The organism is Kribbella sp. NBC_01245 (genome assembly GCF_036226525.1).
In the GTDB taxonomy this organism is placed as follows: Bacteria; Actinomycetota; Actinomycetes; order Propionibacteriales; family Kribbellaceae; genus Kribbella.
Genome location: NZ_CP108487.1, coordinates 4,860,104 through 4,885,104, shown reverse-complemented (window position 1 = coordinate 4,885,104; position 25,001 = coordinate 4,860,104). Strand labels below are relative to the sequence as shown.

Genomic DNA, 25,001 nt, shown 5'->3' with positions numbered 1-25,001 from the left:
TGATTTCCCCGCCGGGCCCGTCCTTCCTTTAGTCGAGCAGTTCCGTCACCGTGCCGGCGGCCACGGTGTGACCGCCTTCGCGAACGGCGAACCCGAGCCCGACGTCCATCGCGACCGGCTTGGCCAGTTCGACGCCCAGCTCGACGGTGTCACCCGGGTGCACGAGCTGGATCTCCCCGAGGTCGATCCCGCCCGACACGTCCGTCGTACGGAAGTAGAACTGCGGCCGGTAGTCCGCGGCGAACGGCGTGTGCCGACCACCCTCGGCCGTGCTCAGCGCGTGCAGCTGCGCACGGAACCGCCGGTGCGGCTGGACCGTTCCCGGCAGTACCAGCACCTGGCCGCGTCGTACCTCGTCACGCTTCACACCGCGCAGTAGTACGGCAGCGTTGTCGCCGGCCTCCGCAGACTCCAGCGACTTGCCGAACGTCTCCATCCCGATCGCGACACTTGTCACGGTCGGACCGAGACCTACGGCTTCAACGGTGTCACCGAGGCGCAGCGTGCCACGCTCGACCGCACCGGTCACGACGGTGCCACGCCCACTGATGGTCAGCACGTTCTCGATGGGCATCAGGAACGGCTCACCCAGCTCACGCGGCGGAATCGGCACGTAGGTATCGACGGCGTCCAGGAGCTCACCGATGGCGCCCGTCCACTGCGGGTCGCCCTCGAGCGCACGCAGCCCGGAGACGCGCACCACCGGCACCTCGTCGCCCGGGAAGCCGTACTCGCTCAGCAGCTCACGGACCTCCAGCTCGACCAGGTCGAGCAACTCGGCGTCGTCGACGGCGTCGGCCTTGTTGAGCGCGACCACCAGGTACGGCACGCCTACGCGCCGCGCGAGCAACACGTGCTCCCGCGTCTGCGGCATCGCGCCGTCCTGCGCGGACACGACCAGGATCGCGGCGTCGACCTGGGCCGCGCCGGTGATCATGTTCTTCACGTAGTCGGCGTGCCCGGGCATGTCGACGTGCGCGTAGTGCCGCGTCGCCGTCTCGTACTCGACGTGCGAGATGTTGATCGTGATACCGCGCGCGACCTCCTCCGGCGCCCGGTCGATGCCGTCGAACGCGACGAACGAGTTGTGCCCGGGGTCGCGGTCGGCCAGCACCTTGGTGATGGCGGCGGTCAGCGTGGTCTTGCCGTGGTCGACGTGTCCCATCGTGCCGATATTGAGGTGCGGCTTGGTCCGCACGAATTGGCTCTTGGCCATGATTTATCCTTGTTTTTCAGGGTTTTCCAGCGTTTTTCGGCAGGCGAATGCACAGCCCGTTGCCATCGGGGCTGATGCCAGGACCGTTCAATCCGGCTGTCCCTCATTTGCTCGAGCCTGCCTGGGCCTTGCTTGGGCCTGCTTTGGGGCGCGGGTCGAGTCGTCGGGGAGTGGTGGCCGGATCAGCCCACCCTCCTCCGTCGGTCCTGCTGGAGCAGGAGGAGGGTCAGCTTCGGGCGCCGGTATCTTTCAGCGCTTTGGCGCACACGGCAGCGGCCGGCAGGGGTGAACCTGACGGAAACGCGAAGAAGGCCGTGGCGAACATGCTGATCACGGTAGGTGGTAACGCTGCCTGGGGCAATCTAATTCCCTTGCCTCCGGCCACGCGGTCTTCGCGGCTGCGCCTACTCGTTTTCGGCCGGTTCGCGATGTGATGTTTACCGTTGTGGATAACGGCTTTTGCGACTTTTTCGGGGGTTCTTGGTTGCTAATCTCGGGCTCATGTTCGAAGGCGATCTCGGTGTGCTGGCCCCGGCGGAGCTGTTGTCCGTCGTTGGCGAGTTCGACGTGTGCCGTGATCGAGCCGACGTCCGAATCCTCGAGGTGGCCGTTGCCTTCGCGGATCTTCATCCCGAGCCGCGCCCCTCGGGTCCCGACGGGCGGCCGGGGATGGAGAGCGTCAAGGTATACGGCGGCAAGGGCTGTCCGGAGGTGGCGGAATTCGCCGTCGCTGACCTTGGTGCCGCGCTTGGGATCTCGTCCGCCGCTGCCGCTGGTCTGATGAGCGACGCCCTCGGCCTACGCCACCGCCTGCCCCGGGTGTGGGCGCGCGTGCTGGCCGGCGAGGCCAAGGCTTGGCGCGCCTGCCGAATCGCGCGAGCGAGTGTTGCTCTGTCTCTTGAGGCGGCCGCCTTGGTGGACAAAGCCGTCGAGCGGATCGTGAACCGGGTGGGCCCGGATCGCCTGAAGCGGATCGTCGAGGGAGCGATGTGGACCGCTGACCCTGAGCGAGCACAGCGAGATGCCGAAGAGGCGGCCCGTGCTCACGGCGTGTGGGTTGGCCGTTCTGAGTCCGGGACCAACACCATGTTCGTCCGCGCTGCCACGGGCGACATCGTCCGGCTGGACGCCACAATCGCGACCCTGGCCCAAGCCCTTAAGGACCTCGGCGACACCGATTCCCTCGACGCCCGCCGGGCCAAGGTCATTGGCTGGCTACCCGACCCCTTGGCCGTGCAAAAGCTTCTAGAAGCCGCCCGCCACCTCGCCCAATCCGCCCCGCCAGCGCCGTCCAGCGCGTCGAGTGCGGCCTCGGGTCCAGCCGCGGCCCCGGATCCAGCCGCGGCCCCAAGCCCACACCTCGCTCTTGCTGGTGACCCGCTCACCCATGCCGCCTCGGCCGATCGCCTCGGGTCCCGCCTGGCCGAGGTCAAGGCCAGCGCCCGCGCTACCGCTCGGGCCAATGCCGGTGCCGACGCCGATCTCGACCTCAAGCCACCCGACCAGCCCGCTGCAAGATCGCGGCGTGGCTGGGACCTTGGTGGTGGCCGACGCGACCTTTACGTCCACCTGAGCGATGACACCCTCGCCTCGGGCGAAGGCGTGATCCGGGTGGAAGGCATCGGTCCGATGCTGTTCTCGCGGCTTCGCGAGGTGTTCGGTCACGACCAGATCGTGGTCAGACCGGTTATCGATCTGCGCGAGAAGGTCAGCGTCGACGCCTACGAGATACCGCACCGGATCCGGGAACGGGTCGTGTTGCGCGATCTCTACTGCACCTTCCCCTGGTGCAACAAACGAGCGACCAGGTCGATCGATCTCGACCACATCAAGCCGTATGACCCGGATGGGCCGCCCGGCCAAACCAGCACGGACAACCTCACCCCATGCTGCCGCTATCACCACCGCCTCAAGACCCACGGTGGCTGGACTTGCGTGCGCCTAGCCGATGGCGCGCTGAAATGGACCAGCCCTCAAGGCGCGAGGTTCATCGTCGACCACACCGGCACCCGCGTCTGGTCGGACCCGCCGGTCCGGGAAGGGCCCTGGCGTAGCGGTGCGTAGGTAAAGCCGGGGTGGGCACTGGTGGCGGATGACCGTCTACGGATTTCATGCGTCGCATGAACAGGTCCCACCCGGGGACTTGCTGGCCGCCGTTGTCCGCGCCGAGCAGGCCGGCTTCGGCGCGGCGATGTGCTCGGACCACTTCAGCCCCTGGAGCGAGCGGCAGGGCGAGTCCGGCTTCGCCTGGGCTTGGCTCGGCGCCGCTCTCCAGGCGACCGGTCTGACGTTCGGCGTGGTGAACGCCCCCGGCCAGCGCTATCACCCGGCGATCATCGCGCAGGCAATCAGCACGCTCGCCTCGATGTACCCAGGCCGGTTCTGGGCCGCCCTTGGATCCGGCGAGGCCAGCAACGAACACATCACCGGGCAGCTCTGGCCGCGCAAGGAGCTCCGGAATCAGCGCCTCAGGGAATCGGCCGAGGTGATCCGCGACCTTCTGAACGGCGCGGAGGTGAGCCGGGACGGCCTCGTCACCGTCGACCGGGCTCGCTTGTGGACCCGCCCGGAGCAGCGCCCGGATCTGCTCGCGGCGGCGGTATCGCCCGAGACCGCACAGTGGTGCGCCGATTGGGCCGACGGCCTCATCACGGTCGCAGCGCCGATCGAGCGGCTACGCGAGGTGATCGCTGCCTACCGGGACGCCGGCGGCACCGGCCAGGCGTGCCTGCAGGTCCACCTCAGCTATCACCAAGATGAGGATGAGGCTCTGCGGATAGCGCATGAGCAGTGGCGTACGAACGTCTTCGCGCCCCCGTTGTGCTGGGACGTCGACTCAGTGGCCGTGTTCGACCAAGCGGCGGAACACGTCCAACCCGAGGCGATGCGGGACGCCGTGCGGGTCTCATCCGATCCGGGACGGCATGTGGACTGGCTCGCGGAGTACGCCGAGCTGGGGTTCGACGCGATCTATCTGCATCACGTCGGCACGGATCAAAGCGACTTCATCGACGTATTCGGCGACCGGGTACTGCCCCGGCTGGAGGTGACTGCATCGTGAGGCTGACCAAGACGGCGGACCTGTGGTGGAAGAGTGCCGTGATGTATTGCCTCGACATCGAGACCTATTTCGATACGAATGGAGACGGTATCGGCGACATCAGAGGTCTCGGGCAACGCATCGACCACCTCGCGGAGTTGGGCGTGACGTGCCTGTGGCTGATGCCGTTCTATCCGACGCCTGATCGCGACGACGGCTACGACATCACCGACTTCTACGGCGTCGACCATCGCCTTGGTACGCACGGTGACCTGGTTGAGCTGATTCGCCTCGCGTCAGACCGCGGTATGCGGGTGATCGCGGACCTGGTCGTCAACCACACGTCCGACCAGCACCCGTGGTTCAAGAGCGCGCGGGCGTCGCGCGAGTCGCCGTACCGGGACTGGTACGTCTGGCGGGATCAACCGCCGGAGGACGGGCCGAAGGGCGTGGTGTTCCCGGATCAGGAGGAGAGCCTCTGGCAGTACGACGAACAGGCCGGGCAGTACTACCTGCACAGGTTCTACAAGCATCAGCCGGACCTCAACGTGGCGAATCCCGAGGTTCGCGACGAGATCAGCCGGGTGATGGGGTTCTGGCTGCAGGTCGGGATGTCCGGATTCCGTGTCGACGCTGTGCCGTTCCTGCTCGAGACGGCGGGCTCCGCCGATGCGGCCGACCTGCAAGACCCGCACGACTACCTCCGAGATCTTCGCGCGTTACTCGCTAGGCGCGACGGGCAGGCCGTGCTGCTGGGCGAGGTCAATCTGCCGTACCCGGAGACGAGGAAATTCTTCGGTGACGAAGACGCCGACGAGCTGACGATGTGCTTCGACTTCATCGGCATGCAGCGCCTCTACCTGTCACTCGCGCGGTCCGAACCCGGGCCGCTGATCGAAGGCCTCCGGCAACGTCCAAAGGCCGCCGAAGAAGGCCAATGGGGCACGTTTGTTCGCAACCATGACGAGCTGACGCTAGACAAGCTCACCGAAGACGAGCGCCAAGAGGTATTCAAGGCATTCGGACCCGAACCGGAGATGCAGCTATACGGGCGCGGTCTGCGGCGACGGCTGCCGCCGATGCTCGGCAATGACCCGGACCGCCTGCGCATGGTCTACAGCCTGCTCTTCTCAATGCCGGGCACACCCGTGCTCTTTTACGGCGAGGAGATCGGCATGGGGGAGAACCTCGCGGCCGAGGGGCGCAACGCCGTACGGTCGCCAATGCAGTGGACCGAAGGCTTCAACGGCGGCTTCTCCACTGCGGATCCGAACGAGCTCGCGGCGCCGATGGTGGACAACGAGTACGGCCCGGCCAAAGTCAACGTTGCGGCTCAGCGCCGGGACCCTGACTCGTTGATGTCGTGGATCAAGCTGCTGATCAAGCACTACCGCGAATGCCCCGAGCTGTCGTGGGGCGACTACACGATCTTCGAACACGAGTCGCCGACGGTCTTCGCGCACAAGACCGATTTCCAGGGCGGGACTATCGTCGCCGTCCACAACTTCTCGGACGAGCCGGCCGAGGTAACGCTGGCAGTCGTGGGCGCCGGAACCGGGCTCCGACTTGTCGACCTGCTCCGCGAAGGTGAGGCCGAGGTGGCCGACGACGGTACGACGCGCTTGGAGCTCGGCCGGTACGGCTGCCGCTGGCTGCGCCTCATCCGCTCCGGCGACCGCTACATCATTTGACCAAACAGCGGCCGCTACAGGAGTCCTCGTAGCGGCCGCCGTTGGGTGGTGGAGCTGTCAGGGCATCAGCTGTCCTCTGATTGCTTCCGGAGTTCTTCCTTCAGCTCGTCCTTGCCGAGCCCGGAGACGCCGCTGATATCGGCATTGCCGGCCTGCTGCAGGAGCTGTTCCTTCGTGGTGTCCGCCGGCTGCTGGCCCAGGTGCTTCTCACGGCTGACGAGGAAGGCGTCTCCAAGTTCCAGCCGTCGTTCCTCGCTGAGACGGGCCTGGATACCGGGCAGGACCTTCTTCTCCTCCTCCTCGACGTGATGCGTGACGGCTTCGACAAGCTCGTCCAGCACCTGGTCGAAGTCAGGCGCCATCGGATCAGCAGCGGCCAGTTTTTCGAGCAGCTTGTCCGCCTGGACATGCTCCTCCTGGCTGTGGGCGACCTCTTCGGTCTCGCCGGCCTCGTCCTTGGCCGCGGGATAGACCTCGGCTTCCTCGGCCCGGCTGTGAGCGGTCAGCAAGGTGGTCAGAACGGGTACGAGGTTCGGCCGCTTCTCCGGGTGCTTCTTCAGCTCGTCGAAGAGGCGCTCCACCTCGCGATGGTCCTGCATGATCAGTTCGACAACGTCTCCGGCCACGGCAGTGCTCCTCTCTAGGTGTTGTGCTGCCGCCCGGTACCCCGGTTCAATCGCCATAACCCGGGTACTGGGGCGGCACGAAACCAACGGAGGCCGCAGTGAGAGCGCTGACCTGGCAAGGGAAACGCAAGATCGAGTACAGCGATGTCCCCGATCCCGTCATCCAAGAGCCGACCGACGCGATCATCAAGGTCACGTCGACCGGCATCTGCGGCTCCGATCTGCACCTGTACGAGGTGCTCGCGCCGTTCCTCGACCCCGGCGACGTTCTCGGTCACGAACCGATGGGTGAGGTCGTCGAGGTGGGCTCGGAGCTGGACGGGCTCAAGACCGGCGACCGGGTCGTCATCCCGTTCCAGATCGCCTGCGGCCGGTGCTTCATGTGCGAGCAGGGCTTGCAGACGCAGTGCGAGACCACCCAGGTCACCGACCAGGGCATGGGCGCCGCGCTCTTCGGTTACACCAAGTTGTACGGCCAGGTGCCGGGCGGGCAAGCCGAGTACCTGCGCGTCCCGCAAGCGCAGTACGGCCCGATCAAGATCCCGCACGGCCCGCCCGACGACCGGTTCGTCTACCTGTCCGACGTGCTGCCGACCGCCTGGCAGGCCGTCGAGTACGCCGCGGTGCCCAAGGACGGCACGGTCGTCGTACTGGGCCTGGGTCCGATCGGCGACATGGCCGCCCGCATCGCCGTACATCGCGGCCTGCGCGTCATCGGCGTCGACCTGGTCCCCGAGCGGCTGGAGCGAGCCAAGATCCGCGCGGTGGAAACGCTCAACCTGAACGATCACAAGGACATCGTCAACGTCGTCCGGGATCTGACCGACGGACGCGGCCCGGATTCCGTGATCGACGCCGTCGGGATGGAAGCGCACGGTTCGCCCGTCGCCAAGGTCGGCCAGCAGCTCACGGGCCTGCTGCCGGACGTGGTCGCGCGCAAGCTGATGCAGACCGCCGGCGTGGACCGGCTGGCCGCCCTCTACACGGCGATCGACATGGTTCGCCGCGGCGGCACGATTTCGCTGATCGGCGTGTACGGGGGTGCGGCCGATCCGCTGCCGCTGCTGGTGATGTTCGACAAGCAGGTGCAGCTGCGAATGGGCCAGGCCAACGTTCGACGCTGGGCCGACGACATCCTCCCGTTGCTCGGGGACGACGACATCCTCGGCGTCGACCTGTTCGCGACGCACCACTTGCCGCTGTCCGAGGGCCCCGCGGCGTACGAGATGTTCCAGAAGAAGCAGGACGGCGCCGTGAAGGTCCTGCTGAACCCGTGACCAGGAGGCAAGCGTGCAAAGGATCGAGACCAGCCCGCTGACCGACGACGAACTGCGCGGCCTGGACGCGTACTGGCGGGCCGCGAACTACCTGTCCGTCGGGCAGATCTACCTCATGGCCAACCCGCTCCTGGCCGAACCGCTGGCGCCGGACCACCTCAAACCCCGCCTCCTCGGCCACTGGGGTACGACACCCGGCCTGAACCTGATCTACGCCCACCTCAACCGGGTGATCCGCCAACGCGAACGCCGGATGCTGTACGTCATCGGCCCCGGTCACGGTGGTCCCGCCATCGTGGCGAACACGTGGCTCGAAGGAAGCTGGACCGAGGTCTATCCCAACACCACCAGGGATCTGGCCGGGATGGGCCGGTTGTTCAAGCAGTTCTCGTTCCCGGGCGGTATTCCGAGTCACGTGGCGCCCGAGGTGCCCGGATCGATCAACGAGGGCGGTGAACTCGGCTATTCGCTCAGTCACGCGTACGGCGCCGCCTTCGACAATCCCGACCTGGTCGTCGCCTGCGTGATCGGCGACGGCGAGGCCGAATCCGGTCCACTCGCGACCTCCTGGCACTCGAACAAGTTCCTCGACCCGCGCGGCGATGGCGCCGTACTGCCGATTCTGCATTTGAACGGATACAAGATCGCCAACCCGACCCTGCTCGCGCGGATCGGTGACGAGGAGCTGACCAGCCTGCTGGAGGGGTATGGGCATGAGCCGTTCCTGGTCGAGGGTTCCGAGCCGGCCGAGGTTCATCAGGCGATGGCGGCGGCGCTGGATCGATGCCTGGACCGGATCGACGAGATCCAGACCGAGGCGCGATCCCCGCAGGGGCTGACGACGCGGCCGGTGTGGCCGATGATCGTGCTGCGTACGCCGAAGGGCTGGACCGGGCCGAGCGTGGTCGACGGCCAGCCGGTCGAGGACACCTGGCGGTCGCACCAGGTGCCGCTGTCGGGTGTGCGGAACAACGAGGATCACCGGCGGCAACTGGAGGATTGGCTGCGCAGTTACCGGCCCGAGGAGCTGTTCGACGCGGACGGCCGACCGGTGCCCGAGCTGCTGGAGTTGGCACCGGGGCCCGAGCTGCGGATGGGCTCCAACCCGCACGCGAACGGCGGTCTGCTGGCGCGCGATCTGGAGCTACCCGATCCGGCCGAGTACGCCGTCGCGGTGAAGCTGCCGGGTGCGGAGGACGCCGAGGCCACACGGGTCCTCGGCGCCTATCTGCGCGACGTCTTCACCGCCAACGCGCCGTACCGGAACTTCCGCTTGGTCGGCCCGGACGAGACCGAGTCGAACCGGCTGTCAGCGGTCTACGAGGTGACCGGTAAGGCCTGGAACGCGAACACCCGCGACACCGACGAGCATCTCGCGCTGGACGGCCGGGTGATGGAGATGCTCAGCGAGCACACCTTGCAGGGCTGGCTCGAGGGATACCTGCTGACCGGGCGGCACGGCGTCTTCTCGTCGTACGAGGCGTTCGTGCACATCGTCGACTCGATGTTCAACCAGCACGCCAAATGGCTGAAGACGATCAACCGGCTGGAGTGGCGCCGGCAGATCCCGTCGCTGAACTATCTGCTCACTTCGCACGTCTGGCGCCAAGACCACAACGGCTTCTCGCACCAGGATCCCGGGTTCATCGACCATGTGGTGAACAAGAAGGCCGAGGTGATCCGAGTCTACTTGCCGCCGGATACGAACACCCTGCTGTCGACGATGGACCATTGCCTGCGGACGCGGAACTACGTGAATGTCGTTGTCGCGGGCAAGCAACCGCAACCGAGCTGGCTGGACTGGGAGTCGGCGGCGTTGCACTGCGCGCGTGGTGCCGGGGTTTGGCCATGGGCGAGCAACGACCAGGGTGATCCGCAGGTGGTGATGGCCTGCGCGGGCGACGTGCCGACGATGGAGACGCTCGCGGCGGTCGACCTGCTGCGCGAGCACCTGCCCGAGCTGCGGATCCGGGTCGTGAACGTGGTCGACCTGATGCGTTTACAGGATCCCGCCGAACACCCGCATGGGTTGACCGATCCGCAGTTCGACGCATTGTTCACGACCGACAAACCAGTGATCTTCGCGTACCACGGTTATCCCTGGCTGATCCATCGATTGACGTACCGGCGGCACAACCACGACAACCTGCACGTGCGGGGGTACATCGAGGAGGGCACCACCACGACGCCGTTCGACATGGTCGTGCGCAACAACCTCGACCGCTACCACCTCGCGATGGACGTGATCGATCGCGTGCCCGGGCTCGGCAGTCGCGCGGTCGCGGTCCGGCAGTACCTGGAGGACCAGCGGGTACGGCATCACGTGTACGTCAACAAGTACGGCGAGGACCTGCCCGAGGTCCGCGAGTGGCGCTGGGATCGGCGCTTTAGCTGACGGCGGCTAACGCGGGAGGGGTCAGGTCTCGGATGCGCTGCTCGTACGGGCGATAGTCGAGCAGACGTACGGCGGCACCGGTCCGATCGGCGAACACGGCATACCGGCCGGTCGAGCGGTCGGACGGCGGCACCAGCCAATCGAGACCACGGTGCTCGGTGTAGAAGGCGTCCACATCGCCGACCTCGTAGATCGCGCCCGACCGCAACGCGGATTCGACCGGGTCGCGCACCAGCATCAGCGTGGGTCGTTCCGAACGATCCGAGCCGAGCAAAACCGTATCGTCGTCCGGCCAGCTCATCGGCACCAGACCGAGGTCACGGTAGTAGTCCACACTGGCGTCGAGGTGTTCGACCGGACGGAGCTCGAACAACAGCTTCACGGGGCGTCCTCCTTCTTCGCTGAGCTGGTCTGACTTGAGCTGGTCTGCCGGCGGGCACTCGCGGTGCCCGCGGCAACGGCCGCGAGTTGATCCGCCAGGGCTGAATGGGTGGTGGCGAGTCGCGGCGCCACTTCCGCGAGGGGCTCGATCAAGGCGGCGGTGTCGTTCTCGCCGAGTGCGGCGCGGACGCGGTCGACGCAAGCCTGGGTCGCGGGATCGAGGCCTTCCAGCGCGGTGATCTGGCCGGCCAGGCCGCGTAGAGCCGCCGAATTGCCGCGGGCCCAACCGGCCACGGCTCGATCGCCCGCCCGGCGGTCTCGAGTCGCCTGGACGCGTTGATCACCGGTCAGGCCCGCGTGTCCGGTTTGGTGTTCGAGTCGCAAGAAGCGCCGTTCGGCGGCCTGGCGACTGGCGAGGCCGAGGGCCGGAGCGATCTCGGCCCAGCTCGCGCCGCGATCGCGGGCGGCGCTGATCAACAGCGGCTCCCAGCGGGCGACCTCTTGCAGGAGGGTGCGGAGTTCCGTCAGCCCGGCGAGGACGTCGGCTCGCGTCGTGCCTTTGCCTTCGCCTGAGCCGTTCGAGTTGTCCAGGCCGGCGAGCAGGTCGGTCAGGACTCGGACGGCATCGGCGGCCGGTCGCGTTGGGGCTTCGGCGTCGAGGGGCATCGGGAAGCGCTCCGTCCAGGTCGTGGCGCGTCAAGGCTGTCGTCGTTTCAGTGACAATGCTACTTGTCGTCGTTCCGATGACATGTTACAACGGTAAGTGCGTATTGACCACCGTCGCTCAACGACAAAACAGGAGGTGGAAAGGCGATGTTGATGCGCACTGACCCGTTCCGTGAGTTCGACCGGCTGGCCCAGCAGGTCCTCGGCGCCGCCGCGCCAGGCACGTGGTCACGGCCGAGCCCGATGCCGATGGACGCTTACCGCAGTGGTGACGAGTTCGTCGTGGTGTTCGATCTGCCCGGGGTGAGCCCGGACGCGATCGACCTGGACGTCGAGCGCAACGTGCTCACCGTGAAGGCGGAGCGCCGCCCGATCGAGGTCCCCGACGACGTCGAGATGCAGGTCGCCGAACGGCCGCTGGGCGTGTTCTCGCGCCAACTGTTCCTCGGTGACACGCTCGACGCCGACCGGATCGAGGCTCACTACGACACCGGCGTGCTGACCCTGCGAATCCCGATCGCCGAGAAGGCCAAGCCGCGCAAGATCGCCGTCGGTTCGGCCGGTACCGAGCGGCAGCAGATCAGCTCCTGAGCCGCTCAGCTCCTGAGCCGCTCAGCTCCTGAGCCGCGATCGACGCTGCCCCGGCCCTGGCGGGCTCGGGGCAGCGTGGTCTGTGCGGGGTCAGCGGGCAACGTCGCCGCGCCAGGCGCCGGTCTCGCTGCCGCGACTCTCCATGAACGCCTTGAAGCGCTTCATGTCGCCCTTCACCTTGCCCTCGATCACGCCGAGCTTGTCGCCGACCTTCTCGGCGAAGCCCTCCGGATCGATTTCCATCTGCGCGGTCACCCTGGTGTGGGTGTCGTCGAGCTTGTGGAACGTCACTACGCCGGCGTGGGTCGGCCCGTTGTCGGACTTCCACGCCACCCGCTCGTCGGGGTGCTGCTCCGTGATGGTCGCGTCGAACTCGCGCGTGGCACCGCCGACCTTGGTGACCCAGTGCGTGTGCGTGGGGTCGATCTGCCGGATCGCCTCAACACCGTCCATAAAGGCCGGGAACGACTCGAATTGGGTCCACTGGTTGTAGACCGCGGTGATCGGGACTGCCACGTCGACCGATTCGGTGATGGTGCTCATCGGCTCGTACCTCCTTGATCTGTGGGGTTCTCCCCTCGGGTACCCATCGATCAGGGGGTGACACGGGTGGAACCGGCTAACGTCCGATAGCCGAAACTGGTAAAAGGTTACGCAATGCGGATACTCTGCGGACAGATGGCTACATGATCCGTGGAGGCTTTGATTAGGCACTCGGTGGGCTCGGTGGGCTCGGTGGGTTTGGGTGGGCGGCGGTTGCTGGTGGTGGCGATGCTGGTCGCCACCTTCGTCTCGATGCTCGTGTCCGTGCACCCGGAGGCCGAGGCGGGGGTGCTGGCGGGGCCGACCGCGGATCAGTTGAGGGCAAAGGTGGCGGGCTGCTCGAACCAGCTGTCGAGCGGGATGTACGCGCACGACGCGGGCGGGACGCGGAACATTCCCGTCTGCAAGACCGGCGGCGCGGTGCATTGGACGGCTGACCTCGATATCGACTGCGATGGCCAGCGGACCACGCAGTGCAACGAGAACGCCGATCCCTGGTTCCAGCCGGATACCTCGTGGCATCAGTCCGATGGACGCCCGCTGAATTCGGCCGGTCTGCCGTTCATCGTCGTACCGTTGCCGAGTTCGACCTGGGACTACAAGACGGCGGGGATCAGGGGTGCGACCGTCGCGGCGGTCGTCTACCAGGGCAAGGTCGCGTACGCCGTTGTCGGCGACGCGGGTCCGTCCGGCGCGATCGGTGAGGGGTCGTACAAGCTCGCGCAACTGCTCGGCATCAACCCGAACCCTGCCACCGGAGGCGTTTCCGGCGCCGTCGTGACGTACATCCTCTTCCCGGGCGTCAGTGCTTCGCCGATCGAGAGCGCGACTGATGCCGTCGCAAAGGGCGAGGCTGCCGCGAACAGCCTGGTCAGTGGGGTCCAGACCTGTGCGAACACCAATGCCGAGTTCACGAGCTACCCCACGTTGCAGGCCGGTTCGACCGGCGGGTCCGTGATGGCGGCGCAGTGTTTGCTCGGCATGGCTGAACCGCCTACGGGGTCCTTCGATGCCGCGACAACTGATGCGGCCAAGGCGTTCCAGAGCCGGGTGGGGCTGCTAGCGGACGGCATAGTCGGGTCTAAGACGTGGACGGCGCTCTTGTCGGCGGGAGATAAACCGACGCTCAGTGAGGGTTCAACCGGCACAGCCGTCCGTAGGCTGCAGCGATCGCTGACGGCGGCACTGGGTCGCACTGTCGCCATCGACGGGCAGTTCGGACCGGGGACGAAGACGGCGGTCCGGGACTACCAGACGACCCGGCAACTCGTTGTCGACGGCATCGTCGGAACTGGGACATGGACCGCGCTCCAAACCGGCAAATAACGTGGAACAAACGCGCTGAGGATTCCACTGGGAACTCTTCTAACCGGAGCACTTTTGCCCTTATCGTGAGCGAGCGTACGCGGAAAGTAACCCGCCCACTCTCTGCGATGAGGTAAACAATGCCCCCACGTTTACGCTTGCTCGCGGCAACCACTGCCGTGCTCGGATCGATGCTCGTGGCCCCTACCGCCTGGGCTGAGGTCGAGCCCGGCGGCTGGACGTCGTACTCGCCCTCTTTCTCTGTCCAGGAACGCGGTTGCGGCCAGGTGAACAACCTGACCTTCCAGCTGACCTGCTCCACCGCCAGCGGCGACCAGCGCGCCGAACGGCGGTATGCCACCTATTCCGGCGGCAGCCGCCAGTTCGAGGGCTATTTCCGGATCACCAGCATGGCCGGCACCCGGATCAGCCTGAAACAGACCTTCAACGAAAGCGGCTCCGGCCCATTCTTCATGCTCGCCGTCGAACGTGGCGGCCGCCTTTACCGGGTCGGCGGTGACACCATTCAGAGTGGTGCCGCGCCGGTCGGAACCACCGTCCGCGTGAACACCGTGCACGTGGTCGGCAGCGCCCATCGGACCTACATCAACGGGTCCCAGCGGCACAGTATGAGCAGCCCTGGCGGCAGCTTCTACGACAAGTTCGGCTCGTATCGCACCAACAGTGGCGCCGGGCCTATCACCACGCAGTGGAGCGACATCCGGTTCTGGCGGAAGTAGGTTCCGTTGAACCGACTCGCCTGTACGGCTGTCCTGCTGGTCGTGCTCACCGGTTGCTCAGGAACCGGTGGGCCGGCTGGTGGCTCACCGGCTCCTGTCCGAGGCGGCCTCGCGTTGACTGCCACGCTTGTTTCACCGGTCGACGTGGAGCTGAGTTGGGCCGGGATCGACCGCGAGGCCAGTAGTGCGATCGTCGAGTTCGCTACCGAACCGGGAGGCCGGTACACGATTCTCGAGTTCGTGCCGGTCGGGCGTACGACGTTCCGGCATCCCGACTTAATGCCGCGAACGCCCTTCCATTACAAGGTCACGCCCGTGCTCGGGCCCGTCTCGGCGCCGATTGAGGTCGACCTGTCAAAGCCCAAAGCGGCCAAGCCCAAGGCCGCCACGGCCAAGGCGGTCAGGCCGGTGCGGGAGGCGGGCGCGGCGCCGTCGGACGTCAGCGTTGTGCCGGTGGCGGATGGCGCTCGCGTGACGTGGTCGGATAACGCGCAGGGCGAGGAGGGATACCTGCTGGAGATCCGGTCGCTTGGCCAGTCCGACTATCGCGTGGCCGGGTACATCGATGCCGATTCCACGTTCGTGGAACTGAGCACGATGCCCGGCGAACGCAAGGCGTCGTACCGGGTGCGCGCTTTCTACCGCGGCGAGCCCTCCAATATCGCCAACCAGACCACCGGCACCGGCGCCGGCTAGGTCGTCTCCTTCGGGAGGTAACGGAGTAAGGCGCCGCCGGACGCATACGGCCGGGCCTCGGCGAGGTCCAGCGAGATCGGGTGATCGGTCACCTGGAAGGCTGGTTTGCCCGCGCCGACCAGGATCGGGCAGACCCGCAGCTGGACCTCGTCGATCAACCCCGCGGCCAAGAGGCGGTAGGACAACGAGATGCTGCCCCAGAGCACGATGTCCTTGCCTGCTTGGCGTTTGAGGTCCGCGACCAGCTCGGCCGCGTCCCCGCTCAGCACCGTGGCCGGCTCGCGATCACCCCACGGCGCCTCCGTCAGCGTCGACGAGATCACCACCTTGTTCAGGTCATTCAACAGTGGCGCTATCGGTTCGTCGGTCGCGGTCGGCCAGAACTCGACGAACAGCCGGTACGTCGTTGCGCCGAGCAACATCGTGTCGATGGACCGGAGCAACTCGAGATTGTCGCGGGTGGACTCCTCCGCATCCGCGACGGTCTCGAAGAAACTCAGGTCATCGCCCGGCCCAGCGGCATAGCCGTCGAGCGTGACGTACTGCTGCAGGATCAGCCTTCGCATTCGGACAGCCTCCTCAGGCCTTGGCGCGGTCCTGGCGGATCAAAACGGTCTTGCCGTCGAACGTACGCGATTCGACCAGCTCGAGGTCGAACCGGCTGCGATCCGCGCTGAACACCCGCTTGCCACCGCCGAGCACAACCGGGTGCACGAACACGTGGTACTCGTCGATCAACCCGAGCTCCGTCAGTACGCCGGGCAGCTCGGCGCCACCGGTCAGCAGGAGGTCTTTGCCGGGCTGCGCCTTGAGCTCGGCGAACTTGGTCGCCAAGTCGCCGCCGATCACCTTGGTACCCCAGTCGGCCTCGGTCAGGGTGTTCGAGCAGACGATCTTCGGCGTGCTCCGCCAGATCGGCGCGAACTGCAGATCGTGCGGGTCGTTCGACATCGACTCGGCCTGCGGCCAGTACGACGACATCAAGTCCCACGTACGCCGGCCATAAACGAAGGCGTCAACCCGCTCGTGCAGCCCAATCGAGTACGCCGACAACTCCGGCCCCACGAACGGCCAGTCGAACTCTCCCTTCGGCCCCTCGATGAACCCGTCAAGCGACTGATGAACGATGTAGATGAGCTTGCGCATAAGTACTCCCTCTCCACAGCACCCGACGGGCGCTCTCACAGACAGGTCGGAGCCACTCCCGCCCTTTTGACATCGCCCCAGAATGTTCTCTCCGAGACTGTGGGTGCTGAGGCATTGACAGGCGGTGAACGTAGGGTAAAGGTGAGAGCGCTCTCACAGTATTTCGGACCGCCCCCTCCGGATGGACTGTGAGTACCAGCCTGGTCGCGCCGCTCTTCCTGGTGCGGGCTGGTCCGCCCCCGGACCGACCTGCGAGCCGTGCCTCCGCCGGTATCTCACCCGTCACTTCCCGGGGACCGACCTGAGGAGGTATGCAAGCGTGCGTATCAAGAAGAAGACCCTGGCCTTGCTCACGGCTGTCGCTTCGTTGGCAGCGGGCCTGACCGCAGTCGCCACTGCCGGCGCACCATCGGCCAACGCCGTACCAGCAACGATTCCGTTGACCATCACCAACAACTCCGGTCGTGGTGACGCCATCTATATCTACAACCTCGGCACCGAGCTCTCGACCGGCCGGCAGGGCTGGGCGGACGCGGGCGGTGGCTTCCACCCGTGGCCGGCCGGTGGCAACCCGCCGACCCCGGCGCCGGACGCGTCGATCGCCGGCCCGGCGAACGGTCAGTCGAAAACGATCCAGATGCCCAAGTTCTCCGGGCGGATCTACTTCTCGTACGGCCAGAAGCTCGTCTTCAAGCTGACGACGGGCGGGCTGGTGCAGCCCGCGGTGCAGAACCCGAGCGACCCGAACCGCAACATCCTGTTCAGCTGGTCCGAGTACACGCTGAACGACTCAGGCGTCTGGCTGAACACGACCCACGTCGACATGGTCTCCGTGCCGTACTCCGTCGGTGTCCGCAAGGGCGACGGCAGCACCATCACCACTGGCAAGCTGAAGCCGGGTGGCCTCAACAACTTCTACAACGCCCTCCGCGGTCAGCCGGGTGGCTGGGCCAACCTGATCCACAACGGCCCGAACGGCCAGCCGCTGCGAGCGCTTGCACCCTTGTACGGCGTCGAGACCGGTGCCCTGCCGGCCTCGGTGATGGACGATTATGTGAACCGCGTCTGGAGCAAGTACAGCGCGCAGGACCTGACCGTGACCCCGTTCTCCAACCAGCCGAACCTCAAGTACTTCGGCCGCGTCTCGGGTGGCGTGATGAACTTCAGGAACGGCTCCGGGCAGATCGTGACGTCGTTCCAGAAGCCCAACGCCAGCAGCATCTTCGGCTGTCACCAGTTGCTCGACGCACCGAATGACCAGGTCCGCGGCCCGATCTCGCGCACGTTGTGCGCCGGGTACAACCGGTCGACCCTGATCGTCAATCCGAACCAGCCGGACGCCAACAACGCCAACTTCTACAAGGACGTCGTCACCAACCACTACTCGCGCAAGATCCACGCGCAGATGGTCGACGGCAAGGCGTACGGCTTCGCCTTCGACGACGTGGGCGCCCACGAGGCCCTCGTGCACGACGGCAACCCGCAACAGGCGTACGTGAGCCTCGATACCTTCAACTGAACGCGTGCACCGTGCCCGCCGCTCGGGCGGGCACGGTCACGTCTCGACCAGAGCCGGTACGGCGATCCGCTCGGCGTGGGCGTAGACGTTCAGCGAGCCGTTCCGGATGAACCCGGCCAAGGTCAATCCGCACTCGGCCGCCAGGTCGATCGCCAGGGAGGAAGGCGCCGAAACCGCGCCCAGGACAGGGATTCCGGCCATCACCGCCTTCTGCGCCAGCTCGAACGACGTCCGTCCGGAGACGACCAGGACGCAACCCCGAGCCGGGACAAGCCCTTGTAACAAAGCCCATCCGACGACCTTGTCCACGGCGTTGTGCCGGCCGACATCCTCGCGTACGACCAACTGCTCGCCCTCGGCAGTGAAGAGGCCGGCCGCGTGCAACCCGCCCGTACGGTCGAACACCTGCTGCTGCGTCCTCAAGACATCCGGCAGACCAGCGAGCACGTCCAGCGCGACCCGGACGGGGTCACCGGCAGGCGAGTGCCGAGACTTCAGCCGTACGGCGTCCAGCGACGCCTTTCCGCAAACCCCGCAAGAGGAAGTCGTATAGAAGTTGCGCTCGACCCCGACCTCGGGCGCTGCCACACCCGGCGCCAACGCGAGGTCGAGCACGTTGTAGGTGTTACGCCCCTCGTCATCGCGCGAGTCGCAATACCGGGCGCTGAGGATGTCGTCGGGACCACCGATCACGCCTTCGGTATGCAGGAACCCGTGGGCCAGTTCGACGTCATGCCCGGGCGTACGCATCGTCACCGCCAGCGCCTTGCCGTTCACCCGCAGTTCGAGTGGTTCCTCCACGGCGATCGAGTCCGGCCGCCGCCGGGTCCCTTCGGGTCCGTAGTGCACCACTGGCTTTCGCGCGATCAGTCGGCCCATGCGTGCTCCCCTTGCCCTGGAAATCCGAAACCGAGTGGTAACAGCCGGGCGGTGATCGCCGTGGCGGGACCTGGTTCGACAACGGCGAGCGCGTCGGCCATCGCGACACCACGCAACATCGCGGAGCCCGCATGACCGACGGGCTCGGCGGCGCCGTCGCGGAGTCGCACTGGCACGAGCCGCGTGTTCGCCGGATGGCAGTCGAGGCCACCGTGGATGGGGGCCGTCGGCAACGAAGCCAGCGGTTCACCGCGCAGTCCGGCGATGGCGGCGACGGCCAGGGTGAGGAATGCCGTGAGCGCTGCGAGAGGGTTGCCGGGCAGGCCGATGACTAGCCGACCGTCGGGGAGCAACGCGAGCGCCTGGGGATGGCCTGGGCGGCAGGCCACGCCATCCACGAGCAGGGTGGCACCGAGGGCCTCCAGCGATGGCCGAAGGTGGTCCGCTGGTCCGGCGGCGGATGAGCCGGAGACGAGGATCAGGTCGGCATCGGCCTGAGCGAGGGCGTCTATAAGCAACCGTCGTGAGTCTTGCACTCGTTGCAGGGGGAGGGCCGTTGCCTGGTGCAACAGGCCGGGCAGCATGGGGCCGATGGCGTCGCGGGTTCGGCCGGGGCCGGGCAGGCCGGTCGTGACCAGTTCGTCGCCGGTGACGAGGGCCGCCACGCGTGGCCGGGGGATGACCGTCAGCTGGTCGTGCCCGAGGGCGGCGGCATGTCCGAGTACGGCCGGCCGGACGAGAGTGCCCGCGGGGAGCAACACCTCGCTTGCCCGGCATTCCTCACCGGCGTACCGGATGTGCCGTTTGGGACCGGGCGTGCCATGGACGAGGTTGCCTTCGCGCAGGACGTCCTCGTCGGGGAGTACGGCGCTGGCGCCTGCGGGGACGGCCGCGCCGGTGACGATCGCGACCGCCTGCCCGTCGGTCAACCGTCCGGCGTACCCCGAACCGGCCCGGTTGGTGCCGATGACCGTCCATGGACCCGGGCCGCGCACGGCGTACCCGTCCATGGCCGAGCGGTCGCAGGGTGGGAATGCGGTGAGGGCGATCAGCGGGTCAGCCAGTACGGCGCCGAGCGCCTGTGTGAGCGGGAGGGCGCGCGGGCTCAACGGGGTGGCGGCCGCGTGGGCGAGTTCGCGCGCGTCGTCCCAGCCGACGGCGTGGCCGACGTGGCTGGGCAGGTGTACCGCGCGCATCACTTACCGAGCCGCAATCGGTCGGCCGCGCGGACCGCGACCGGATCGAGTTCGTTGCCCCCGGCATCTAGATACTCGAGTAGAGCGGAGGTCATCCGGGGCTCCCAGAACGTCCGCATGTGCTCGGCGATCGCGATCGAGGCCCGGTCCGCCGACTGGTGGTGGAATTGGATCGCGATCTCGTTCGCCAGCCGGACGTGTGGTGGCACGCCGTGCTCGCTCATCAGTCGTTCACCGCGGCGACCGGTTCGCGCACGGACTGCACTGGCGTCTCCGAAGTGGTCAGCGCCACCTGGACCGCTGTGACCTTGTACTCCGGGCAGTTCGTGGCCCAGTCGGAGTTGTCCGTGGTGATCACGTTGGCGCCGGTCACGGGATGGTGGAACGTCGTGTAGCAAACGCCCACCGGCATCCGCTCGGACAACACCGCCCGCAGCGTGGTCTTGCCGACCCGGCTGGACATCGCGACCATGTCGCCGTCGTTGATCCCGCGAACCTCCGCGTCATGCGGATGCAGCTCGAGCAGGTCCTCGGGATGCCAGGCCACGTTCGCCGTACGACGTGTCTGCGCGCCCACGTTGTACTGCGACAGGATGCGCCCAGTGGTGAGGATCAGCGGGAACTTCCGGGTCGACCGCTCGCTCGTCGGCACGTACACCGTCTCGACGAACCGGCCCTTACCGCGGACGAAACCCTCCTCGTGCATGATCGGCGTACCGTTCGGGGCGTCGACGTTGCACGGCCATTGCACGCTGCCGACCTTGTCCAGATGGGCGAACGAAACCCCGGCGAACGTCGGCGTGGTGAAGGCGATCTCGTCCATGATCTCGGACGCCGAGTTGTAGTGCATCGGATAGCCCATCGCCTGTGCGATCTCGCAGACGATCTCCCACTCCTGCTTACCGGTCTTCGGCGCAATCACCGGACGGACCCGGTTGATCCGGCGCTCGGCGTTGGTGAACGTGCCGTCCTTCTCGAGGAACGACGTACCGGGCAGCAGCACATGGGCGAACTTCGCCGTCTCGTTCTCGAAGAGGTCCTGTACGACGAGGAGGTCGAGCGCGGCGAGCGCGGCATGGACGTGCGTGGTGTTCGGGTCGGACTGCGCGATGTCCTCGCCCTGCACGAACAACGCGCGGAAGCTGCCGTCGATCGCTGCGTCGAACATGTTGGGAATACGCAGGCCCGGCTCGTCCAGCAACGCCGTACCCCAGAGCTGTTCGTAAACCGCGCGAGCGCCGTCGTCCGAGACGTGCCGATAGCCGGGCAGCTCGTGCGGGAAGGAGCCCATATCGCAAGAGCCCTGGACGTTGTTCTGGCCGCGCAACGGGTTGACGCCGACGCCGGCATGGCCGATGTTTCCGGTCAGCATGGCGAGATTGGCCATACCCATCACCATCGTGGAGCCCTGGCTGTGCTCGGTGACGCCGAGGCCGTAGTAGATCGCGCCATTGCCACCAGTCGCGTAGAGGCGCGCGGCCTCGCGAAGTTCGGTGGCCGGTACGCCGGTGACGGCCTCGACCGCCTCGGGGCTGTGCTCCGGCTGGGAGATGAAGGCTTCCCAGGTGTCGAAGTCCTCGCAGCGTTCGGCGATGAACTCGCGGTCGGCGAGGCCTTCGGTGACGATGACGTGCGAGAAAGCGTTGACCACGGCAACGTTCGTACCGGGCGCGAGCTGGAGGTGATGGGCCGCCTCGATGTGCGGGGAACGGACCAGGTCGATGCGACGCGGGTCGATCACGATCAGCTTCGCGCCCTGGCGGAGCCGCTTCTTCATCCGCGAGGCGAAGACCGGGTGGCCGTCGGTCGGGTTGGCGCCGATGACCAGGATGACGTCGGACTTCTCGACCGACTTGAAGTCCTGCGTACCGGCCGACGTACCGAACGTCTGCTTGAGGCCATAACCCGTTGGGGAATGGCAAACGCGGGCGCACGTGTCGACGTTGTTGTTGCCGAAGACGGCTCGCACCATCTTCTGGACGGCGTACACCTCCTCGTTCGTCGTACGGGAGGAGGTGATCGCGCCGATCGACCCCGCGCCGTACGACGCCTGGATCTCGCGGAGGCGACGAGCCGTGTAGGTGATCGCCTCTTCCCAGCTGACCGTGCGCCAGGGATCGGTGATCGACTCGCGGACCATCGGCTCCATCACGCGGTCCGGATGGCTCGCGTATCCGAAGGCGAAACGGCCCTTCACGCAGGAGTGGCCCTCGTTCGCGCCGCCGTCCTTGTACGGGACCATCCGGACGAGCTCGTCACCGCGCAGCTCGGCCTTGAACGAGCAGCCGACACCGCAATAGGCGCACGTGGTGAGGACGCTTCTGGTCGGCATTCCCAACTGGACAACGGTTTTCTCTTGCAGTGTGGCCGTCGGACAAGCCTGCACGCAGGCGCCACACGAGACGCAGTCGGACTCCATGAACGAGACGCCCGCACCGGCCGCGACCTTCGACTCGAACCCGCGGCCCTCGATCGTCAGCGCGAGAGTGCCCTGGACTTCGTCGCAAGCCCGTACGCAACGGGAGCACGTGATGCACTTGGAGGCGTCGAAGTCGAAGTACGGGTTGGACGTGTCCTTCGGAGCGTCCAGGTGGTTCGCCCCGGCGTCGACGCCCGAGCCGTACCGGACCTCGCGAAGGCCCGTCACGCCGGCCATGTCCTGCAGTTCGCAGTCACCATTGGCCGAACACGTCAGGCAGTCGAGCGGGTGGTCCGAGATGTAGAGCTCCATCACGCCGCGACGGAGTTTGCCGAGCTTCTCGGTCTGCGTCCGTACGACCATGCCGGGCTGCACCGGCGTCGTGCAGGATGCGGGCGTACCGCGGGCGCCATCGATCTCCACCACGCACAACCGGCAGGAGCCGAACGCCTCCAGACTGTCGGTGGCGCACAGCTTCGGGATGTCGAGGCCCGCCTCCTTGGCCGCGCGCATGACTGACGTACCGGGTGGCACGGTGACGTTGATGCCGTCGATCGTGACTTCGACGGTCGGATCGCCGTCGCGGGCGGGGGTGCCGAAATCCGGTTCCTTGAGCAGGGTCATGCGCTGAAGTCCTCTCCGAAATGGCGTATGGCGCTGCGAACGGGCATCGGGGTCAATCCGCCCATCGCACAGAGCGAGCCGTCGGTCATCAGCTCGCACAGGTCGTCGAGCAGTACGAGGTTCTTGCTCCGGTCCTCACCCGCACGGATCCGGTCGATCGTCTCCACCCCGCGGATCGCGCCGACCCGGCACGGGGTGCACTTACCGCACGACTCCTCGGCGCAGAAGGCCATCGCGAACCGGGCCATCCCCGCCATGTCGACCGTCTCGTCGAACACCACGATGCCGCCGTGCCCGACCATCGCGCCCGCGGCCGCGAATGCCTCGTAGTCCATCGGCAGGTCGAACTGGTCGACCGGTAGGTAAGCCCCCAGCGGCCCACCCACCTGTACGGCGCGAACAGGCCGGCCGGACGCCGTCCCACCGCCGAGGTCGTTCACCAGTTCGCCCAGGGTGATGCCGAAGGCGGTCTCGACGATGCCGCCGCGGGCGATGTTGCCGCCGAGCTGGAAGACGCTCGTGCCCAGCGAACGACCCATACCGTACGACGCGTAGGCCGCCGCGCCGTTGGCCAGGATGGTCGGGACCGAGGCGAGCGAAAGGACGTTGTTGACGACGGTCGGACGGCCGAAGAGCCCTTCCAGAGCAGGGATCGGGGGTTTCGCCCGGACCGTGCCGCGTTTACCTTCGAGGCTCTCCAGCATCGACGTTTCCTCGCCGCAGATGTAGGCGCCGGCGCCCACCCGTACGTGCAGGTCGAACGTGAGTTTCGAACCCTCGATGTCCTCGCCGAGCCAGCCTTTGGCCCTTGCCGCTTCGATGGCCTTCGTCAAAGCTTCGACCGCGTCGGGGTATTCCGAGCGGAGGTAGACGTAGCCCTCGGTGGCGCCGACGGCGTACGCGGCGATGGTCATGCCCTCGATCAGGACGAACGGATCGCCCTCGATCAGCATCCGGTCCGCGAAGGTGCCGGAATCGCCTTCATCCGCGTTGCAGCAGACGAACTTGAGATCGGCGTCCGCGCCCAGGACCGTGCGCCACTTGATGCCGGTGGGGAAGCCGGCGCCGCCTCGGCCGCGCAGGCCCGAGTTGGTGACCTCTTCGACCACCTCGGCCGGGGTCATCGTCAGCGCTTTGCGGAGGCCTTGCATGCCGCCGTTTTGTTCGTAGTCGTTGGCCGATCTCGGGTCGACCACGCCGACGCGTTCGAAGGTCAGGCGTTGCTGGCGGCGCATCCAGTCGAGCTCTTCGACCAGGCCCAGGCTTTCGCCTTCGCCGTCTAGTAAGCCTGCCGCGATTAGGCCGTCCACCTGTTCTAGTGCAACTGGTCCGTAGCCGATGCGGCCTTGCGGGGTTTCGACTTCGACCAGTGGTTCGAGCCAGAGCATGCCGCGGGAGCCGGTTCGGATGATCTCGACATCTCGGCCGATAGTGTTGGCTGATGCCTGGATGCGCTCGGCGACCTCGTCGGCTCCGACCGAGACGGCTGCGGAATCTCTGGGGACGTATACCTTCATCGGGCTTCTCCCAGGATTGCGTCGAGCCGTGCCGGGGTGACCTTGCCGTGGAGTTTGCCGTTGACCTGGACCGCCGGACCGAGGGCGCAGTTGCCGAGGCAGAAGACCTCGTCGAGGGTGAGCTTGCCGTCGACCGACGTCTTGCCGAAGCTCAATCCGGTACGCCGTTTGACGTGGTCACCGAGGGCCTCGGCGCCCACCGCCTGGCAAGCCTCTGCCTGGCAGATCCTCAGCGTCGTACGGCCGCCTGGTTCGCGGCGGAAGTCCTTGTAGAACGTGACGACACCGTGTACCTCGGCCACGGAAAGGTTGAGCACATCGGCGATCACCGCGACGTCGACCTGATCGACATGGCCGAGATCTTCCTGGACCGCGTGCAGGATCGGGATCAGTGGACCGCGGAGTTCCCGCAGGTCCGAGGCGATCTCCCGCACTCGTGCCGTGCGCACCGCCGCTGGGTTCGTCACGTCAGTCGTCATGTCACGAGGGTCCCGGTCCGGCGGGAGCGCGGCAAATACAACTTATCTATGTCGT

The 25,001-nt window shown here is 66.7% G+C and carries 23 protein-coding genes; 10 read left to right on the top strand and 13 right to left on the bottom strand.

All coding sequences use genetic code 11. The features are described 5' to 3' along the window. Nucleotides 1–28: 28 nt before the first annotated feature. Nucleotides 29–1,216, bottom strand: a complete 1,188-nt coding sequence (gene tuf, locus OG394_RS21995; protein WP_328988901.1) for an elongation factor Tu — start codon at nt 1,214–1,216, stop codon at nt 29–31. Nucleotides 1,217–1,717: 501 nt separating this feature from the next. Here tuf and OG394_RS21990 point away from each other — a divergent pair. From OG394_RS21990 to OG394_RS21980, 3 genes are read left to right on the top strand one after another with little or no spacing between them, the layout of a single operon-like run. Then, nucleotides 1,718–3,280, top strand: coding sequence for an HNH endonuclease signature motif containing protein (locus tag OG394_RS21990; RefSeq protein WP_328988900.1), 1,563 nt, complete (start codon nt 1,718–1,720; stop codon nt 3,278–3,280). A 28-nt stretch (nt 3,281–3,308) separates the two neighbouring features. Beyond that, on the top strand, nt 3,309–4,277 hold the full coding sequence (locus OG394_RS21985; protein WP_328988898.1) for a TIGR03885 family FMN-dependent LLM class oxidoreductase: 969 nt from the start codon (nt 3,309–3,311) through the stop codon (nt 4,275–4,277). Then, a complete protein-coding gene (locus OG394_RS21980; RefSeq protein ID WP_328988897.1) occupies nt 4,274–5,947 on the top strand; it encodes an alpha-amylase family protein in 1,674 nt (557 codons plus the stop codon). Before OG394_RS21985 ends, OG394_RS21980 begins: the two co-directional genes overlap by 4 nt. A gap of 65 nt (nt 5,948–6,012) precedes the next feature. Here the strand turns inward: OG394_RS21980 and OG394_RS21975 are convergent, their stop codons facing one another. Next, nucleotides 6,013–6,573, bottom strand: coding sequence for a hemerythrin domain-containing protein (locus tag OG394_RS21975; RefSeq protein ID WP_328988896.1), 561 nt, complete (start codon nt 6,571–6,573; stop codon nt 6,013–6,015). A gap of 98 nt (nt 6,574–6,671) precedes the next feature. Between OG394_RS21975 and OG394_RS21970 the strand changes: the two genes are divergently transcribed. Both OG394_RS21970 and OG394_RS21965 read left to right on the top strand, forming a co-directional pair. Then, nucleotides 6,672–7,850: a zinc-dependent alcohol dehydrogenase gene (locus OG394_RS21970; RefSeq protein WP_328988895.1), complete on the top strand. Its 1,179-nt coding sequence runs from the start codon at nt 6,672–6,674 to the stop codon at nt 7,848–7,850. Between the two features lie 13 nt (nt 7,851–7,863). Further along, nucleotides 7,864–10,245 carry a phosphoketolase family protein gene (locus OG394_RS21965; protein WP_328988894.1) on the top strand — a complete coding sequence of 794 codons (2,382 nt, stop codon included), beginning with the start codon at nt 7,864–7,866 and terminating at the stop codon, nt 10,243–10,245. Here the strand turns inward: OG394_RS21965 and OG394_RS21960 are convergent. After that, the gene (locus tag OG394_RS21960) at nt 10,238–10,627 is read right to left on the bottom strand and encodes a VOC family protein (RefSeq protein ID WP_328988893.1); all 390 of its coding nucleotides are present in this window, start codon (nt 10,625–10,627) and stop codon (nt 10,238–10,240) included. The genes OG394_RS21965 and OG394_RS21960 overlap by 8 nt on opposite strands. Next, nucleotides 10,624–11,292, bottom strand: a complete 669-nt coding sequence (locus OG394_RS21955) for a hypothetical protein (RefSeq protein WP_328988892.1) — start codon at nt 11,290–11,292, stop codon at nt 10,624–10,626. Before OG394_RS21955 ends, OG394_RS21960 begins: the two co-directional genes overlap by 4 nt. Nucleotides 11,293–11,439: 147 nt before the next feature. Between OG394_RS21955 and OG394_RS21950 the strand changes: the two genes are divergently transcribed. Beyond that, a complete protein-coding gene (locus OG394_RS21950) occupies nt 11,440–11,883 on the top strand; it encodes an Hsp20/alpha crystallin family protein (RefSeq protein ID WP_328988891.1) in 444 nt (147 codons plus the stop codon). A 90-nt stretch (nt 11,884–11,973) separates the two neighbouring features. On the opposite strand, the gene OG394_RS21945 is transcribed toward OG394_RS21950, so the two are convergent. Further along, nucleotides 11,974–12,426, bottom strand: a complete 453-nt coding sequence (locus tag OG394_RS21945; protein ID WP_328988890.1) for an SRPBCC family protein — start codon at nt 12,424–12,426, stop codon at nt 11,974–11,976. A gap of 183 nt (nt 12,427–12,609) precedes the next feature. Between OG394_RS21945 and OG394_RS21940 the strand changes: the two genes are divergently transcribed. The 3 genes from OG394_RS21940 to OG394_RS21930 all read left to right on the top strand — a co-directional run bounded on the left by OG394_RS21940 (nt 12,610) and on the right by OG394_RS21930 (nt 15,167). Beyond that, on the top strand, nt 12,610–13,752 hold the full coding sequence (locus OG394_RS21940; protein WP_328988889.1) for a peptidoglycan-binding protein: 1,143 nt from the start codon (nt 12,610–12,612) through the stop codon (nt 13,750–13,752). A 119-nt stretch (nt 13,753–13,871) separates the two neighbouring features. Further along, nucleotides 13,872–14,471: a hypothetical protein gene (locus OG394_RS21935; protein WP_328988888.1), complete on the top strand. Its 600-nt coding sequence runs from the start codon at nt 13,872–13,874 to the stop codon at nt 14,469–14,471. Between the two features lie 6 nt (nt 14,472–14,477). Continuing rightward, complete coding sequence (locus OG394_RS21930; protein WP_328988887.1) at nt 14,478–15,167, top strand: hypothetical protein; 690 nt, start codon at nt 14,478–14,480, stop codon at nt 15,165–15,167. On the opposite strand, the gene OG394_RS21925 is transcribed toward OG394_RS21930, so the two are convergent. Next, complete coding sequence (locus OG394_RS21925) at nt 15,164–15,733, bottom strand: dihydrofolate reductase family protein (RefSeq protein ID WP_328988886.1); 570 nt, start codon at nt 15,731–15,733, stop codon at nt 15,164–15,166. The genes OG394_RS21930 and OG394_RS21925 overlap by 4 nt on opposite strands. A 13-nt stretch (nt 15,734–15,746) precedes the next feature. Next, nucleotides 15,747–16,313: a dihydrofolate reductase family protein gene (locus tag OG394_RS21920; protein ID WP_328988885.1), complete on the bottom strand. Its 567-nt coding sequence runs from the start codon at nt 16,311–16,313 to the stop codon at nt 15,747–15,749. Between the two features lie 319 nt (nt 16,314–16,632). Between OG394_RS21920 and OG394_RS21915 the strand changes: the two genes are divergently transcribed. Continuing rightward, nucleotides 16,633–17,832 (top strand): glycoside hydrolase family 64 protein, encoded by a 1,200-nt coding sequence (locus tag OG394_RS21915; protein WP_328988884.1) that lies wholly within the window; start codon nt 16,633–16,635, stop codon nt 17,830–17,832. Between the two features lie 36 nt (nt 17,833–17,868). Here the strand turns inward: OG394_RS21915 and fdhD are convergent, their stop codons facing one another. From fdhD to OG394_RS21885, 6 genes are read right to left on the bottom strand one after another with little or no spacing between them, the layout of a single operon-like run. After that, on the bottom strand, nt 17,869–18,711 hold the full coding sequence (gene fdhD / locus OG394_RS21910; RefSeq protein ID WP_328988883.1) for a formate dehydrogenase accessory sulfurtransferase FdhD: 843 nt from the start codon (nt 18,709–18,711) through the stop codon (nt 17,869–17,871). Continuing rightward, nucleotides 18,699–19,907, bottom strand: a complete 1,209-nt coding sequence (locus tag OG394_RS21905; protein ID WP_328988882.1) for a molybdopterin molybdotransferase MoeA — start codon at nt 19,905–19,907, stop codon at nt 18,699–18,701. The genes fdhD and OG394_RS21905 overlap by 13 nt, the downstream gene beginning before the upstream one ends. Then, nucleotides 19,907–20,131: a formate dehydrogenase subunit delta gene (locus tag OG394_RS21900; protein ID WP_328988881.1), complete on the bottom strand. Its 225-nt coding sequence runs from the start codon at nt 20,129–20,131 to the stop codon at nt 19,907–19,909. Before OG394_RS21900 ends, OG394_RS21905 begins: the two co-directional genes overlap by 1 nt. Next, nucleotides 20,131–22,950, bottom strand: coding sequence for a formate dehydrogenase subunit alpha (gene fdhF, locus OG394_RS21895; protein ID WP_328988880.1), 2,820 nt, complete (start codon nt 22,948–22,950; stop codon nt 20,131–20,133). Before fdhF ends, OG394_RS21900 begins: the two co-directional genes overlap by 1 nt. Then, complete coding sequence (locus OG394_RS21890; protein WP_328988879.1) at nt 22,947–24,467, bottom strand: formate dehydrogenase beta subunit; 1,521 nt, start codon at nt 24,465–24,467, stop codon at nt 22,947–22,949. Before OG394_RS21890 ends, fdhF begins: the two co-directional genes overlap by 4 nt. Further along, nucleotides 24,464–24,946, bottom strand: coding sequence for an NAD(P)H-dependent oxidoreductase subunit E (locus OG394_RS21885; RefSeq protein WP_328988878.1), 483 nt, complete (start codon nt 24,944–24,946; stop codon nt 24,464–24,466). The genes OG394_RS21890 and OG394_RS21885 overlap by 4 nt, the downstream gene beginning before the upstream one ends. Nucleotides 24,947–25,001: the final 55 nt, after the last annotated feature.